Here is a 16,499-nt window from a genome sequence, read left to right on the forward strand (position 1 = left end):
GGGTGAAATCGAGCAGGGAGATCATGGAAATTTTGGAGGCGTACGACCTCACCGGAAGTTATCGGGCGGCGGCGGAGCTCGCGGGGTGTGATCACCACACTGTCGCCCGGTATGTGAAGATGCGCGCTGCGGGGCAGCCACCGGACCGTCGGCGGCATCGGGCGCGGGCGATCGACGACTTCCTGCCGAAGATCGAGGAGCTGGTGGTCCGCTCACAGGGCAAGGTCCGCGCCGATGTGGTCCACGAGCGGATCGTCGCGCTCGGGTTCACCGGCGGGGAGCGGACCACGCGCCGGACGGTCGCTGAGGCCAAGGCCCAGTTTAGGGCTGGTCGACGGCGGGTGTATCGGCCGTGGGTGACCGAACCCGGTTTGTGGTTGCAGTACGACTTCGGTGACGGTCCAACGATTTCCGGCCGGAAGACAACCTTGTTCTGCGCGTGGTTGGCGTGGTCGCGGTTTCGGGTGGTGATCCCGATCTGGGACAAGACCCTGCCGACGGTCGCGGCGTGTTTGGATGCGACGTTCCGCCGCCTGGGCGGGGTCCCGGTCTACGTGCTCACCGACAACGAGAAGACCGTGACGATCGATCACGTCGCCTCCATCGCAGTCCGCAACCCGGAGATCGTCGAGGTGGCACGGCATTACGGCACCACGCTGCGCACATGTTTGCCTGCTGATCCGGAGTCGAAGGGCGGGTCGGAGGCGACGGTGCGGATCGCGAAAGCGGATCTGCTGCCGAAGGAGGTGAACCTGCGCGGGCAGTATCACTCCTTCGGCGAGCTTGAGGCGGCATGCCGGCAGTTCTGCACCGACGTCAACGACCGCGTCCACAGCGCGACCAGGCGGCGGCCGGTCGAGCGGCTCGCGGAAGAGGCGCACCGGTTGCATCCGCTGCCCAAGACGCCGTTCACCGCGGTGTTCGGCACCACCCGGAGGGTGAACTGGGACTCGACGATATCAGTGGAGGGGGCGCGGTATTCGGTGCCGCACAAGCTGATCGACACGCGCGTTTGGGCCCGCTTCCACGGCGATGAGTTGATCGTGACTGCGGCCGATGACGAGGACGGCGCAGTCGAAGTGGCCCGGCACCCCCGCGGCCAGCCTGGTTCTCCGGTCCTCGACGACGGCCACTACCCACCTCGGCCCGACAAGGACGACGCGGACCGGATGCCGAAACCCCGCACCGCCGCCGAACTGGCCTTCCTGAGCCTGGGACCAGGCGCAAACACCTGGCTGATCGAGGCCGGCGCAGCTGGAGTGCGCCGGATCCGGGCGAAGATGGCCGAGGCAGTGGACCTGGCCAAGCTGCACTCGCCAGCCGCGGTGGACCGAGCCCTGGGAACGGCGGCGATGACCGCCCGCTTCTCCGACCGCGATCTGATCTCGATCCTCGACTACCAATCCATCCACGAACACGCAGAACCGGTGCGACGCAGCGAGAACCACACCCTGCAACCAGGCACCGCCGCCTGGTCCACCTTCGGCCAGAGCCCAGCCCCGGCCATTGCTGCGGAGGTCACCTCCACCAACGATGACGAAAGTGATAACGCCTGATGAGCACACCCCTGCGCACCGTGACCGGCACCAACGGCGATCCCCTCGCCGAAGCGATCGACCTGACCAAACGCCTCAAGCTGCCGCACATCCGCCGATCGCTCACCGACATCATCCCGACCGCGAAAGCCCAGCGCTGGGACCCCGCCGAAGTCGTTCGGGTCCTGCTTGCTGAGGAAGCCGCCGGGAGGGACCGGGCGAACCTGCACACCCGCCGCAAACGCGCCGGTTTCCCCACGGGCAAGACCTTCGGCGACTGGGACGAAACGAAGTCCTCCATTCCCCGCGCTACCCAAGATGCGCTGCGCACGTTGGAGTGGGTCGGCAGGCGTGAATGTTTCTGCGTCTGCGGGCCTTCCGGCACCGGCAAGAGTCATTTCACCGAGGCGCTTGGGCAGACCGCGGTCGAAGCCGGACTCGCTGTCTCCTGGTTCACCATCGAAGACCTCGGCGCCCTGGTCCGCCGGCATCGCGCCGACGACTCCATCGCCAGAGCGCTCACCCGGATCATCCGCTCCGACCTGATCATCGTCGACGACATCGGCCTGCTGCCGGTCTCCGAAGACGCCGCCGAAGGGTTCTACCGCCTCGTCGATGCCGCCTACGAACGCCGATCAATCGCCGTTTCCAGCAACCTGCACCCCTCCGGCTTCGACGAAATCATGCCCAAAACGCTCGCCACCGCGACCGTTGACCGGCTACTGCACCACGCCCACGTCGTCGTCACCGACGGCGACTCCTTCCGCCTCACCGAAGCCACCACCGGCAAGGGGGTGCGCCCCTTCAGCTAACCCCGACCAGAGACAGCGGGTGGGGAAAACCACTGGCCGCCACCGGGGAGAACCCGTGGCCACCAGCGGGGAGATCTACTGGCCGCCTACGGGGAGAACTTCATGACCGTTGACAGCGGGGGCGAGGGCTACCGAAATAACCAGCACCACGACCACGTTTACTGTTTATACCAAGCCTGCCTGCCAGCAGTGCACAGCGACATTCCGTGCCCTCGACAAGGCTGGTGTCACCTACCGCACGGTGGATGTGTCCGAAGACACCGACGCCCGGGATTACGTGATGAGCCTGGGATACCTCCAAGCCCCCGTCGTAGTCGTTGAAACCGCCACCACTGATCACTGGTCCGGCTTCCGCCCCGACAAGCTCCGCGAGCATCTCGCCGCCTAGACCACGACACACACCCAGCAGGGAAGAGGAGACGCAGGAGGTGACCACCCTGACCGAAACAGCAACAGCCACATGCGCGCCCACGAACGCGCCGGCGCTCTCAGCTGCCGAACCGGGCACGTCAACTGCGGCGCCAGTTCCGGTAGTGGTGCCGGGGTATGCGGACCCGTACCTTCCTGATGATGCTGACCTCGCTGACGAGCGCCTGTTGTTGTGGGCATTCATCACCGCACCCACCGACAAGGCGCGGCACATCGCCGGGCACCTGCGCGCCGCGGATTTCTACCAGCCCTCCCACGCCGACCTCTACCGGGTGGCGATCGCCGCCCGCCGCACCAGCTGCGGCCTGCCCGGCCCCCAGCACGTCATGGACGCCATCGCCACCGTCATGGCCTCTGACTCCGGTCGGCATCGTCAGCTCGTCCGCGACCTACTCGTCGCGATCGTCGGACTCGATGTCGACCCGAACCGACTCGTCGAGTACGCCTCCACCGTCCTGCACCTAGCCATGCGCCGGCACGCCATCAACCACGCACAGCGTGTTGTGCAGCTCACCGCACACGCCCAACCCGACGAGCTGCACGCCCTCATCGCCGAAGCCGGCACCGCACTCCAGGACACCGGAATGCAGCAGCGCTACCGCCAATTGAACGGACTCCCCGTATGACCAGCCGCACCAGCAGCCCCACTGCACGAACTCGACGTCCCTGATAGGGACTTCATCCCACTTGTGCTGCCTACGGCACAGCGGTGAACCTTCGCGAGCAATGATCAGAACCTGTGGATCACCCCGGGAAGTGTGTCTTCCCGGAGGATGATTTGCGAGGTCGCAGGAATCTGATCAAGTCCAGCTCGTCATGGCTGGCGGGAAGGGCATGCCCGTGCTCGCGGTGGTGGAGAATAAGCGCGACGGCTCCGGCGAGACCGGCGACTCGGAGGCGCCGCGGTCGTTGTTGGATGAGATTGTCCGGGACGGTGCGCGGCGGATGCTGGCGGCGGCGTTGGAGGCAGAGGTCGCTGCCTACGTGGCTTCGTGTGCCGGGGAGGTTGATGAGGCGGGGCGGCGGCTGGTGGTCCGTAACGGCCATCATGCGGCCCGGGAGGTGGTGACGGCAGCGGGAGCGGTGCCGGTGAAGGCGCCGCGGGTCAACGACAAACGTGTGGATGAGGTCACGGGCGAGCGGCGGCGTTTTTCTTCGTCGATTCTGCCTGCGTGGGCTCGCAAGTCCACGCAGGTGGCGGAGGTGTTGCCGCTGCTGTATCTGCATGGTCTTTCGACCAGCGATTTCACCCCGGCGCTCACGCAGTTCCTCGGGACCAGTGCAGGGCTTTCACCTGCCACGATCACCAGGCTGACCCGGGACTGGCAGGCCGAAGCAGCAGCGTTCGGCACTCGATCGCTGGCCGAGACGGATTACGTGTATGTGTGGGCTGACGGCATCCACCTCAAAGTCCGACTGGCGCAGGAGAAGGTGTGTCTGCTGGTGCTGATCGGGGTGCGTGCTGATGGTTCGAAGGAGCTCATCGCGCTCGATGACGGGTACCGAGAATCCACGCAGTCCTGGCTCGATCTTCTCCGCAGCTGCAAGCGCCGTGGGATGCGCTCACCGGTGCTGGCGGTCGGTGACGGCGCGCTCGGGTTCTGGGCGGCCTTACGCGAGGTGTTCCCCGAAACTCGGGAGCAGCGGTGTTGGTTCCATAAGATCGCCAATGTTATCAACGCTTTGCCGAAGTCGGTGCAGCGCAGCGCGAAAGCCGCGCTGACGGAGATCTGGAACGCGCAAGACCGCGAGCACGCCGAGAAGGCCGCGCGGGTGTTCGTCGCCGACTACGCCGCTAAGTGGCCCAAAGCGGCCGCGAAAATCACCGACGATCTCGATGTACTGCTGGCGTTCTACGACTACCCCGCCGAGCACTGGGTGCACCTGCGGACGACGAACCCGATCGAGTCCACTTTCGCTACCGTCCGGTTGCGCACCAAGGTAACCAAAGGTCCCGGATCACGGGCGGCGGGGATCGCTATGGCGTTCAAACTCATCCAAGCCGCCCAAACTCGCTGGCGCGCAGTGAACGCACCGCACCTGGTTGCCCTCGTCCGCGCTGGAGCCCGCTTCGACCAAGGCCGACTCGTTGAACGCGCCGCCACCACACCCGAAACCACGGCTGCCGACGACGCTGCCGCCTGACCCTCGTGGCCGTGGCTGCCCCGCTGCGGCCGTGCCATGATCGACAGTATGGGCCACGACCGGCAAGACCGCTTCCCCGACGACCACGTTCCTGGCGGGAACGCCGGCCGCCCCTGGCAGCCGCGCGGCGATCTCGGGGACCTCGACCCGGATGCATTGTTCGGTGCGTTCGGCCAGCCCCTCACCGATGGCCCCACCATCGAGTGGATGCCCGGCATGGCCGATCAGATGCTGCGTGAGTTGGCACCGCTGCTCGCCGAGGACGGCATCGACATCACCGCCGATGCCCTCGACACCGACCTGGCGACCCTGCAAGCGGCCCTCGACCGCGCCGTCGCACGTCACAACCACACGCTCGCCACCCCGACCGGTGAGCAACGCAGCTGGTGCACCTCCACCCTCCGGCTGCTCGCCGAATCCATCGATACCGACAATCTCGACCTCGCTGAAGGGATCCTCGAAACCGTCCCCCCGGAATCACCCGACGGCAAAGCCACAGTCGCCGGCGTCATCGGCGTCGGCGCCCAGCTCCTCGATTCCTGGCTCACCACACCACCGGCAGGCATCAACAAAACCGCGGCAGCAACTATCGTCATCCGACCCCCACGATGGCACGGAGAACGCGCCGCCATCGACCTCCTCGCCCTGGCCCGCAAGAACAAAGCCCACCTCAGCCACGGCAAAATCATCGCGGCCCACGGCGGCCACACCACCCTCTACGGCACCGCTCTCGCCGTCACGGCCGTCCTGGCAGCCTGGGCCGACCACACCAAGACCACCGTCACCAACCTCGCCGGCACGCACCTTCGCTAACACTAGGCAATCCACAGGATTTGACTATTCCTCTCACCGCCGTCGGCACACCGCACTTGATCGCCCCGAAAATCGCCGACGCGCCCGCACCCGCGGCCGCCCCGGCCGCCCCGGCAGCGGCACCCGCCGCCGCACCAGCCCCCGCACCGCCCGCGCCTGCGATCGGGTTCAGACCGCCCGCGCCGGCACCAGCCCCCTGCCCCGCAAGCTGACCGATAGCAGGGATCAGCGACGGAAGCGTCTTCGCTCCCTCAGCGACCGCGCACGCGCCGGCCGACACACCAACACCGGCGACACCCGCGGCGATTCATCGCCGCCTGCCCCGACCCGATCGCAAGCATGATCGCCCGGCCAATCGTCTCCGGCCGCACCTGCACCGACGGAGAGCCGACGAGCGAGGCCAGAATGCGCACCCACTCGACGGAAACCGCACCCAGACTGTCCACGATCCCGTACTGCGGCACACCCGACGGCCCACCATTGACGGCCGACTGCGGTACCGGCCCCTGACCGGACTGCACAACACCGCCACCCGGCCCGAAAGCCTCAGCAGCCGACAGATACGGCGACGACGAAGAAGCAGGCGACGCCCCCGGAGCAGCCTGACCGGTCAAGTCCAACGTCTCAGCAGACGCTGGCGACACGGCGGCCCCAGCAAGGACCGCCGCAGCTGCGAACGATGCCGCACCTCGCTTCCAGCGGGTACGTGAATGTGGACTGGAAATCCACGAAGAATCTTCGGCCATACCGACTCCTTTGGGAATGGAGACGGGGACACCGAGAGCGGCACCCCGCCTTCTTATGCGAGGTACCTGCTTTCCAGGCACGCGAACTTTCAGGCGCACTACGTACTCCCTGTGTACGGCGCGCAAGAACCATGCCTACCGAGGAGCGAACGGTACGATCGCTCCTCGTAGGGCCTGGCCCTGCACTGCGGTCCTACTACTGGTCTCCGATGGAGGACGCGCGTCTGAGGTGCCAACCAAGTCGACGCGCATCCACTAGCCGGGGACCGGTAGTAGGACTCTTCTATGGCCAGAAGCGGGGCCGCACTCACTGCCCAGGTCCACTTCTAGCCGATCCGACGTGTGACCGTGGTAGATCACGCTGGCAATCTATCAGTCAACAAGGATCGAACACAACACCTAGAAAATATGTTGATTGATTGCTGATTGACTGCGACTGGCGGAGTGTGTGGTGAAGCGTCCTGCGGCTCTGTGTGCTGGCTAAGCTGTGCGGACGATGTCTGCCATTGATGAGGAGGAAGCGCGCGCCGAGCGCTTCGCGGCGGTGGTGAAGAGCCGCCGTAACGAGCTAGGGCTGACCCGCGACGATGTAGCCGCCGCGGGTGGTCCGTCGTATTCGACGATGACCACGATCGAGAACGGGCGCCAGTTCGCGCAGCCCCTCCCCGCTACGTTCCGCAAGCTCGAGGCTGCCCTCGGCTGGGCGGAGGGCTCCGCGGTGGCCGCGTGGTTGAAGGGCGAGCCCCCGACGCTTCGCCGGGACTCGCGGCCCGGACATCCGGTTGTCGACGAGGACACCGTGAGTCTGACCATCACCTTCATCGAGGAGCTTGGATCGCTCGCCAAGGACTACGAGGCCCTGGCGCAGGACCTGGACTCACCTGCTCTGCGTGATGTTAATCACCGATTGGACACGATCGTTGACCGCCTCATGCGCAAGTGGGTGATCAAGCAGGTTGAGCTCAGGTCTACCGCACCAGGAGTTTCGACTGATAAGTCATATGAGGTCCTGGTCGGGGAGTACCTCGACAGGCACCTTCCCGAGGCTGGCGTACTCCCCGACGAAGATGTTGATGACCTAAGCTATCTACGTTGGCTGACCGGTCGTAACCTGCCCGAACACGTCGACACGTCCGCCTTCAAACTACGGTGGGCGCAACGCGAGCGCTGAAAGAACCCGCCATTGATGCCTGACTACGCAGACCTCTCCGTCAAGATCAATCGCTTGTTCTCGTACTGGCACAATCGCTCGGAGCCGGAGCTAACGAGCCAGGCGATGGCCACAGTCCTCGGGCAACAATTCTTCGACGGCAGCCTGATTCCTGTTCAGCAGATCGAGCGCCTACGGACACCCGGCGCCCCGCTCGACCCTCAGGCAGACCCGCCTCTCCTGGAAGCCTTGTGCACCCTCTGCGGCGTCGACAGTGCGTACCTCACCGATAGTCTCGCCGCGAGCCGTATCGACCGGCAGCTGCGGCTGTGGATCGCGGTGCGCGATCGCGGCCTCGATCACCTCGCGGTGCGCGCGGGCAAGGCCGAACTGACCCTCGACGAACTCGACGACCTGATCGAGCTTGCAGAGTCCTCCGCGCCTCCGATCGCCCCGGTCACTTCCATTGCCGCGCCGCGCCGGCGCAGGTGGCCGTCCCGCGTTCAGCAGCGCTGACCCCCTCCCCTACCACTTCCAAGGACGCACACTCATGGCTCCGTACTCGAACATCGCAGCATTGGGCAGCTCCTACGCCTCCGGTCCCGGCATTGATCCTGTCGATGACCGGACCGTCGGCCGGTCCGCACGCAACTACCCGCACCAGCTCGCGCAGCGCTTCGGCGCCGCCCTGACGGACCTGACCGTCTCGGGTGCGACGACCGCGACGATCCTCGACGCGCCCCAACGCGTTCTCTTTACGAAGATCGCGCCGCAGATCAACGGCCGTCCCACTAACGCCGACCTGGTCACGATCACCGCCGGCGGAAACGATCTCGGCTACATCGCCGCCGCCCTCAAGCTCGGCGTCGTTGCCACCGCCGATAAGTACACGCGAGGATCAGCTAGCCGCCTGCTGCGACCGAGCCTGCCGCAGACCACCAGCGACCAGATCGCGCTAGCTCAGGCCGGTCTCGCGCGCATCGTCCGCGAGGTTCGAGACCGTGCACCCGGCGCCCGGGTCGTCCTGGTCGACTATCTCCCGCTCCTGGGCGACGCGACTCGCCCCGGCGTCGACGTCCCATTCGATGCGCAGACCATCGCCGCGCTACGCACCGTCGCGGACGAGCTCGCAGCGGTCTTCCGTGACGCGGCCGCAGAGACGGCGGCGGATTTGGTTTCGGCGTCCGAGCTCGGGCGCGGGCATGAACTCGGCTCGTCCGACCCGTGGGTTCAGCCGCTCTACCCGGTCTACCGACTCACCGGCTCTTTCCACCCCACCGCGGCCGGCATGCAAGCCGTAGCCGACGCGGTCGCCGACCACGTCTCCTCCCCCGCGCAGTAGCGCTACACGCGCATCTGCTCGGGGAACGGCGCGCGCCGGCGCCGGACCTCTTGACTCACCGCGATCGCTCCCTCTGCCTCCATCACCCACTCGGGCAGTTCGCTATCGACCTGCATCGCGCCGTCCGCGCCGTCGAGCCCGGCGGCCCGATAGGCCCTCAGGCCGTCCAGTAGTGAGGCTGCCTGCTCTCCCGCTGACGCTCCGCTGCCGGCGGCCGGCACGTGCGCACGCAGGACCGCTAGACCGTCCTCGATCTCCACCAGGTAGCGATGCCGGATCTCCCACCACGATCCACTCGGTGGACGCTGCTCGAGCATCACCTCAGGGACCGCGACGGTGATCGCCCGCCACAGCGGCTGTAGCTGTGTCGCCTGACGACGTGCGGTATCCGTGCCGACCATACGGCGAACGTAAGTTGCGGCAGAGGGGATTCCGCACGCGGTCAGAGCAGCCACGGCAGGGATGAACAGCCCGTCGACGCCAGTCGAGCGCGCCTGGGTCAGCCAGTTGTGCACGCCCAACGACAGGAATAGTCCACTGATCCCGCGGGTGGCGTGATCGACCATCTGCAGGAACGCCGCGATCAGCGTCACGACTGCCCAGAACTTGGGCACAACCCCTCGAATCAGTGCGCCCGTCACGAAGATCAACGTGTAGACACACGCGATCGGTATCGGCGTCGACACCACCAGCAGGTACCCCGCCGTGCGCCAGTTCTCTAGATCCTCGACGGCAATGTTCTGCGAAAGCGTGGGCCAGGTGCAGAAGGTGATCCACACACACGCCACCGCCCACAGCCCCCAGAGGATTCGTATGCTGCGGCGACTTAGCTGCTTTGCCGAGACCCACGAGCGAATGAGCAGGACGAAGACGACCGCTCCCGCCAGCACGAAGTTGTGCGTCACCAGCCGGGCCGCGGCTACATTGCCCGCGAACACGACGTCCTGAATGCCGCCATCGCGCAGAGCCGCGATCGCCAGCGCAATCGTCATCAGCTGCGTTACGCGGATCGAGAACTCCTGGTGCTCGTAGCCACGTCTGATCGCTACCCACCGCACCGCAACGATCGCCAAGCACACAGCGAGCAAGGGAACCGCCACTGCCGTGGGGGTCGAGCTCGTCGCCTGGCTATGCAGAATCGCGCTCGGACTGTTCATCCGCGAACCTCACTGGAATGTCGTGCGCAGCCGGCCATGTGCGCCTGCATGCCCCAGATCCCCTACTGTGTAGGAGGCAAGCTTGCTCCCGATGAACTCCGCCTCCGCCTCAGCGGCATCGCTGTAGCTCGAGCGGCCAAGGACGTACCGAAGACCGTCCAGATTCAGCCCGTAGGTCAACTGTGCGGTAGAGGCGTCGATGAGGCTGCGCCCCTCCCCCGCCCCGTGCCCGGCCAGAATGTGACCGATCTCGTGCCCGATCGTCTGCAACCTACTTGTGCGAGACCGTCGGCCGTCAAAGCGGATAACCCACCGGTCCGCATACCCGGCCACGACGCCACAGTGCGTGCGCGCGCGATCGACATTCGCCGACTCCGCCCACGGCTGCAGGTCAACCACCCGGCCCGTGTCCTCGGCGACCCACGCAAGCAGCTCGTCGATACTCCACGGGGGCGTGAGCGGGATCCGTGCGCGAATCGCGTCCCATGCTGTCTGAGGCCCCGCCACCGGCGATCTCCTTCGTGCCAGTAGGTGCCCGTTATGCCCGGCACCCCTTAGCAGTCCACACTATCAGCACCGGAGCCATCGAGCGGTAATCCACCCCTCCGTTGGCACATCGCAGATGTGGCGAAGCGCGATCAAGCATGTAATGGACGTATGATTAGCACTCCACTAGAGTTCAACACGAGGCGGGTTGGACTAACCTCCGGCGCGCCTCCCCCGATCGGCCTGGGGCTTGTGTTGGGATGCATGGTGACCTATCCCTACCTGCAGAGGAGAGCGAGACCGCGATGACTGCCGCTACTGACCCCTAGACGCGCCTCAGTAGCGACAACTCAACAGTGTGGGGATCACCGCAACCAGCGGAGATAGCAAAAAACCCCGGATGGCCGTCCAGGGTTTTCAGCAGTTTCTAGTTGTGTGAACCGAAGTTGGCGCTTCAGTTCGGTGGTTGATCCCTCGACCCCTCGAAGGGACCATGACTAACAACGATGTCTGGCCTCACGATAGCGCGTACCGTGACAACGATGCAAGCAATTCAGCGAGTGTGGGCGCGTCGTCACACCCGACAGGGTGGGATGCCCACTCGCTACCCCGGTCTACCAGCACTGACGCCGATACGACTGTGTCGGTTGTGTCTGGTGGGGCTGCTGTGGTCGGCGTGTCGCCTGACGCGGCCTGGGATTTCACTCGTGCGATGTCGCTGCGTTCGCATGTGCGTGGCCTTACTGCTGATGGTTACAGCGAGTTCATTTCGTGCGATGGTGCGGCGCCGTCCGGTGTGTGGGCGGTTTACCTGACTGATGCTCGGCTGCGGTATCGGCTGCTCGGGTTCGACTTCGATGCCAAGGGCGATACTGCGGAGATCGCCGCGGTCGCTCGGACTGCGGCTCAGCACAGTGCCGACCAGCTGGTGTCGATGCTTCAGGAGTGCGGCATTGAGCACGTGGTGTGCGAGTCGGGCCCGTCGGGTGGCCGGCATGTCTGGGTGGGCCTGGCTACGCCGCTGTCGGTGGAGTACGTTTCGGCGCTCGCTGATCTTGCTCGCACGGTTTTCGGCCGCGTTCAGGCCAGCGGTGAGTGGGTGCTTGATATCGGCATGCTCAGTAACCGCAAGACCGGGTTGCTGCGCCCACCGGGCGCCCCGCACGCTGCCGGCGGCGCGTCGACGGTGATCGCCGGTGATCCGACGGTGTTGCTGCCGGATGCGCGCTCGACGACCCGTCAGCAGGTCGACGCGCTTGTGCAGCTGCTTCAGGAAGCGAAGGCTGCGCTGCCCGCAGACGCAGGCGACCCGATTGATGGCGGTGGCCACCAGCGGTCCGTCACGGTCGCCGAAGCCCCGGATGGGCACTTGTGGATTCCGGGCACTTTCCGTGAGCTGTCGGGCCCGGCCCTGGCGAAGGTCCACGCCCCTATCACCGCTAGTACGGACGCCTCGGATGTGTTGTTCTCGATCCTGTGTAGCTGTGCCCGCGCGCACTGGAGTTTCACTGACGTCCACACGCGTCTCGCGGGGCTGCCCGGTCTCGAGCACGCCCGCACCCGCCGCAGCAAACACCACCCTGGAACGCGCGAGCGCCGCCCCCGCAAGGGCAGCCAGTCCCCCAAACAAGTCCTTGCCGCCGACTGGCGCCGCGCGATCGCTTACCTCGCCGACCACAGCACCACATCAGAGGACCACGACCTCCCCGATGATCCGGACTTCGCCCGCCGCACCGCGGCCATCTGCCAGGCCACCACCGGAATCCGCCAGCGGGCCGATGCGAACATGCGCCGCTGGAGCATCCGCGGCGGCGCCGCCGACCGCCTCGTCCTCGACGCACTGTGCGAGATCGCCGACAACGTTGTCCAACTCACCATCGGCGCCGACGTGCGCACCCTCGCCGAAATGGCCGGCATCACCCGCGAACGCAGCCGCAATGCCCTTCACCGCCTCTCCCGCGACGGCTGGATCACCCTCGCCGCCGAACACACCGGCCCCCACGCCGCCGTCTGGACCCTCAACAACAACAACAACAACACAACCCCGCAGCCTGCGGAGGTACCTACTGCAACACCTACCGAGACGGCACCGGAGAGGGGACCACACGTGGATCGCGAGCAGAGCACTACTCGCGTGTCACTCGGGGCCATAGGCCCCGAGGAGCCCACCCCACCTGCTGCCGAAGGGCCTCCCGCGGAGGATGGACCGAGCCGTCGTCGGCGCCAACTGCGTGAGGCTGCTGCTGCTCGTGAGCTCGCGACTCACGACTGCTTCACAGGAACAGGCGAAGAGGGTCTGTCGACGTGGGATGGCTTGGTCTATGCCCGGATCCCAGTAGCGCCGACAGCACTCGAAGAGGTACTGCCGTGCTCGACTCCTTCGGAGGTATCCTCGGCCGCGGTACAGGCGCTGCATAGCAGCGGTTTGATTGATATCGATGCGTCCGGTCGGGTGTATCGGGTGCATGAGGCCGCGCGAGCGAGTTACGCGCAATGGGTCGGTACCACCGGCACCCTCGACACCCGCAAAGAACAGCACCGCATCGAACGTGAACTGTGGGCATGGTGGCTCGACGAGATCACCTGGACCACCACCTCCCGCACCACCGTGCGTGGCACCGGATACCGCAGCGCACGCCGACGACCAGACCAGCACAGCCTCGACCTCGGGCTCGCCCGCTGGACAGACCGCGCCCCCTACCCCCGCCGATCCGGCGGCCGTCGCGACCACCGAGCCGCCCGCGCCAGCCTGCGTGCGACTTAGCTGTGCTGATGATCGTTCCCCGGCAGCTCCCATGCAGCTGTCCTTATCGTGATCGCCGCCTGCCTCCCCCGCCCCGAGTGTGGCTCCGCCTGACCGGTGGCCACCTTGTCCAAGAACTGGACCAAGGCTGTCGAGTTCCTTGCCGACGACGCCCACACCGGCCACCAGCTCACCGCTACTGACCCCGGTTTCGAGGAGCGCGGCGCCGCGGTCCGCACCCTCGCCAAACCACCGGATTCTCCCGCGACAGCGGCCTCCGCGCGCTTTACAGCCTCGAGGACGACGGCTGGATCACCCTGCACACCCCCCGCCGACCCGGCGGACGCCGAGACCATGGGAGTATCGCGATTTCGGTGTAAGTGGCCCGACTCGCTGACCTGAACGGGTTGGCAGAGAGATGGGTCTAATGACCGAGACACTGCATGGCATGGACGACGGCAGGGAACCGACGCAGCAGGAACTGGATCTTGCCCGGGAGCTGGTCGCTTCGGCGAAGGAGCAGGGCGCGTCGATGAGCGCGCCGGGGATGCTCAAGGCGTTGACGAAGATGATGCTCGAGACTGCCCTTGATGAGGAGATCACCGAGCATCTGGGCTATGACAAGCACCAGGTCGAGGGCCGTGGGAGCGGCAATTCCCGTAACGGGGCGAGGGTGAAGACGGTGATCACCGAGACGGTCGGGCCGGTGCAGATCGAGGTGCCGCGCGATCGTGACGGTTCGTTCGATCCGCAGATCTTCCGCAAGCACCAACGCCGGCTAAACGGGGTCGATGAGATCGTGCTCTCGTTGGCTGCGAGGGGGTTGACCAGCGGGGAGATCGTGGCGCATTTCGATCAGATCTATGGCGCCTCGATCAGCAAGGACACGATCTCCCGGATTACGGACAAGGTCGTCGAGGAGATGAACGCATGGTTCAACCGGCCGCTGGAGCCGATCTACGTGGCGGTGTTCATCGACGCCCTGCACATCAAAGTGCGCGACGGGCAGGTCGCTAACCGGCCCTTCTACGCCGCGATCGGCGTTGATCTCGACGGCCACAAAGACGTCCTGGAGATCTGGGCCGGCGAAGGGGCCGGGGAGTCCGCCAAGTTCTGGTACGCGGTGCTCACGAACCTCAAAGCCCGGGGCGTCAACGATGTGTTCTTCCTCGTCTGCGACGGCCTGACCGGGCTTCCGGCATCGGTGGCCGCGGTCTGGCCCGACACGATCGTGCAGACCTGCGTTATTCACCTGCTGCGCAACAGCTTCAAATACGTACCCCGCCAGCACTGGGACGCCCTCAAGCGTGATCTCAAGCCGATCTACACCGCCCCGAACGCCGCCGCGGCCGACGAGGCCCTCACCGAGCTCGACGAGCGGTGGGGTCAGAAGTATCCGACGATGATCCGGCTCTGGCAGGGCGCCTGGGACGAGTTCATCCCGTTCCTCGACTACAACATCGAAGTCCGCAGAGTGCTCTACTCCACCAACGCCATCGAATCCCTCAACGCCCGCTATCGGCGGGCCGTGAAGGCCCGCGGGCACTTCCCGACCGAACAGTCGGCGTTGAAAACGCTGTACCTTGTCACCAGGGCACTCGACCCCAGCGGGCGAGGTCAGAACCGGTGGGCCGCACGCTGGAAACCCGCCCTGAACGCGTTCGCGATCACCTTCGCCGACCGCATCCCCGACCTCAACAGAGACCGGGGCTAGAAACGCCACTTACACCGAAATTCGGATACTCCCGAGACCATCGCGCAGCGGGTAGGCAGCTCTCGGAATCGCTCGGTCAGCAAACAGAAAGTCCAAAGGTCCGCTAAATCCCCAACTGACGGGGGACCCGAGGGGCGTCGATCAGCTGGAGGTATAGGCGGGCGACCTGGTGCAGTTCGTCACGAAGTGGAGCGATCGGCTACGCGTGTATCTTGCGCCGCATAACTGGCAGAACTGCGCCCCGGCATCGGTACAGCTAGCGAGCGAGATCGCATCATGTCCAGGAAGCGACAAGAGGCGTTGGGCTGAATATCTTGTGGCACTCTGTGCGGCAGTGGAGGTCGGTCTCGACCTAGGGTGAGTGCTTGTACAGCAGAAACCCGGCGGACCTGCGTGGCTTGGACGTCATCTTGAGGGGGTAACCATCTGAGCCGCGCGCGTAATCGCAGGTCGGGGCACAGGGCCGACCTCGAGCGCTTCTCAGCCAGTGGGGGCCAGCAGGGACTTGTATTGCGGTTCGGAGAGAGGGCCGCACGACATGCCCTCCATCTGCCCTCGAAAAGTGATGTTCCGCACCCAGGCGGTGTAGCGAAGGTTGAGGAATAGTCAAATCCTGTGGATTGCCTAGTGTTAGCGAAGGTGCGTGCCGGCGAGGTTGGTGACGGTGGTCTTGGTGTGGTCGGCCCAGGCTGCCAGGACGGCCGTGACGGCGAGAGCGGTGCCGTAGAGGGTGGTGTGGCCGCCGTGGGCCGCGATGATTTTGCCGTGGCTGAGGTGGGCTTTGTTCTTGCGGGCCAGGGCGAGGAGGTCGATGGCGGCGCGTTCTCCGTGCCATCGTGGGGGTCGGATGACGATAGTTGCTGCCGCGGTTTTGTTGATGCCTGCCGGTGGTGTGGTGAGCCAGGAATCGAGGAGCTGGGCGCCGACGCCGATGACGCCGGCGACTGTGGCTTTGCCGTCGGGTGATTCCGGGGGGACGGTTTCGAGGATCCCTTCAGCGAGGTCGAGATTGTCGGTATCGATGGATTCGGCGAGCAGCCGGAGGGTGGAGGTGCACCAGCTGCGTTGCTCACCGGTCGGGGTGGCGAGCGTGTGGTTGTGACGTGCGACGGCGCGGTCGAGGGCCGCTTGCAGGGTCGCCAGGTCGGTGTCGAGGGCATCGGCGGTGATGTCGATGCCGTCCTCGGCGAGCAGCGGTGCCAACTCACGCAGCATCTGATCGGCCATGCCGGGCATCCACTCGATGGTGGGGCCATCGGTGAGGGGCTGGCCGAACGCACCGAACAATGCATCCGGGTCGAGGTCCCCGAGATCGCCGCGCGGCTGCCAGGGGCGGCCGGCGTTCCCGCCAGGAACGTGGTCGTCGGGGAAGCGGTCTTGCCGGTCGTGGCCCATACTGTCGATCATGGCACGGCCGCAGCGGGGCA

At 65.8% G+C, this 16,499-nt stretch carries 14 protein-coding genes; 11 read left to right on the forward strand and 3 right to left on the reverse strand.

Translation table 11 applies throughout. The features are described from left to right. Window positions 1–2: 2 nt before the first annotated feature. From istA to TPAU_RS21370, 9 genes are all read left to right on the forward strand, one after another. A complete protein-coding gene (istA, locus tag TPAU_RS21325) occupies window positions 3–1,556 on the forward strand; it encodes an IS21 family transposase (RefSeq protein ID WP_041945385.1) in 1,554 nt (517 codons plus the stop codon). Beyond that, the gene (gene istB / locus TPAU_RS21330; protein WP_013128826.1) at window positions 1,556–2,347 is read left to right on the forward strand and encodes an IS21-like element IS1415 family helper ATPase IstB; all 792 of its coding nucleotides are present in this window, start codon (window positions 1,556–1,558) and stop codon (window positions 2,345–2,347) included. The genes istA and istB overlap by 1 nt, the downstream gene beginning before the upstream one ends. A gap of 109 nt (window positions 2,348–2,456) precedes the next feature. After that, a complete protein-coding gene (gene nrdH, locus TPAU_RS21335) occupies window positions 2,457–2,735 on the forward strand; it encodes a glutaredoxin-like protein NrdH (RefSeq protein WP_013128827.1) in 279 nt (92 codons plus the stop codon). A 208-nt stretch (window positions 2,736–2,943) separates the two neighbouring features. Further along, window positions 2,944–3,402, forward strand: coding sequence for a replicative DNA helicase (locus TPAU_RS21340; protein WP_147291145.1), 459 nt, complete (start codon window positions 2,944–2,946; stop codon window positions 3,400–3,402). A 214-nt stretch (window positions 3,403–3,616) separates the two neighbouring features. Further along, window positions 3,617–4,921, forward strand: coding sequence for an IS256 family transposase (locus tag TPAU_RS21345; RefSeq protein WP_041944585.1), 1,305 nt, complete (start codon window positions 3,617–3,619; stop codon window positions 4,919–4,921). Window positions 4,922–4,969: 48 nt separating this feature from the next. After that, window positions 4,970–5,734 (forward strand): hypothetical protein, encoded by a 765-nt coding sequence (locus tag TPAU_RS21350; RefSeq protein WP_041944233.1) that lies wholly within the window; start codon window positions 4,970–4,972, stop codon window positions 5,732–5,734. Window positions 5,735–6,976: 1,242 nt separating this feature from the next. Further along, window positions 6,977–7,651 (forward strand): helix-turn-helix domain-containing protein, encoded by a 675-nt coding sequence (locus TPAU_RS21360; protein ID WP_013128829.1) that lies wholly within the window; start codon window positions 6,977–6,979, stop codon window positions 7,649–7,651. A 105-nt stretch (window positions 7,652–7,756) separates the two neighbouring features. Next, the gene (locus TPAU_RS21365) at window positions 7,757–8,146 is read left to right on the forward strand and encodes a hypothetical protein (protein WP_147291146.1); all 390 of its coding nucleotides are present in this window, start codon (window positions 7,757–7,759) and stop codon (window positions 8,144–8,146) included. 34 nt (window positions 8,147–8,180) lie between these two features. Continuing rightward, the gene (locus TPAU_RS21370; RefSeq protein WP_013128831.1) at window positions 8,181–8,972 is read left to right on the forward strand and encodes an SGNH/GDSL hydrolase family protein; all 792 of its coding nucleotides are present in this window, start codon (window positions 8,181–8,183) and stop codon (window positions 8,970–8,972) included. Window positions 8,973–8,974: 2 nt separating this feature from the next. Here TPAU_RS21370 and TPAU_RS21375 read toward each other — a convergent pair whose 3' ends face one another. Further along, window positions 8,975–10,129, reverse strand: a complete 1,155-nt coding sequence (locus TPAU_RS21375) for a DUF6545 domain-containing protein (RefSeq protein ID WP_013128832.1) — start codon at window positions 10,127–10,129, stop codon at window positions 8,975–8,977. A 9-nt stretch (window positions 10,130–10,138) separates the two neighbouring features. After that, window positions 10,139–10,636, reverse strand: a complete 498-nt coding sequence (locus tag TPAU_RS21380; RefSeq protein ID WP_013128833.1) for a M48 family metalloprotease — start codon at window positions 10,634–10,636, stop codon at window positions 10,139–10,141. A 646-nt stretch (window positions 10,637–11,282) separates the two neighbouring features. Here TPAU_RS21380 and TPAU_RS21385 point away from each other — a divergent pair. Both TPAU_RS21385 and TPAU_RS21395 read left to right on the forward strand, forming a co-directional pair. Further along, window positions 11,283–13,379, forward strand: coding sequence for a hypothetical protein (locus TPAU_RS21385; RefSeq protein WP_013128834.1), 2,097 nt, complete (start codon window positions 11,283–11,285; stop codon window positions 13,377–13,379). A gap of 406 nt (window positions 13,380–13,785) precedes the next feature. After that, on the forward strand, window positions 13,786–15,072 hold the full coding sequence (locus TPAU_RS21395) for an IS256 family transposase (RefSeq protein ID WP_013128835.1): 1,287 nt from the start codon (window positions 13,786–13,788) through the stop codon (window positions 15,070–15,072). A 630-nt stretch (window positions 15,073–15,702) separates the two neighbouring features. Here the strand turns inward: TPAU_RS21395 and TPAU_RS21400 are convergent. Continuing rightward, window positions 15,703–16,467, reverse strand: a complete 765-nt coding sequence (locus tag TPAU_RS21400) for a hypothetical protein (protein WP_041944233.1) — start codon at window positions 16,465–16,467, stop codon at window positions 15,703–15,705. Window positions 16,468–16,499: the final 32 nt, after the last annotated feature.

The sequence above is a fragment of the Tsukamurella paurometabola DSM 20162 genome, from assembly GCF_000092225.1.
Classification (GTDB): domain Bacteria; phylum Actinomycetota; class Actinomycetes; order Mycobacteriales; family Mycobacteriaceae; genus Tsukamurella; species Tsukamurella paurometabola.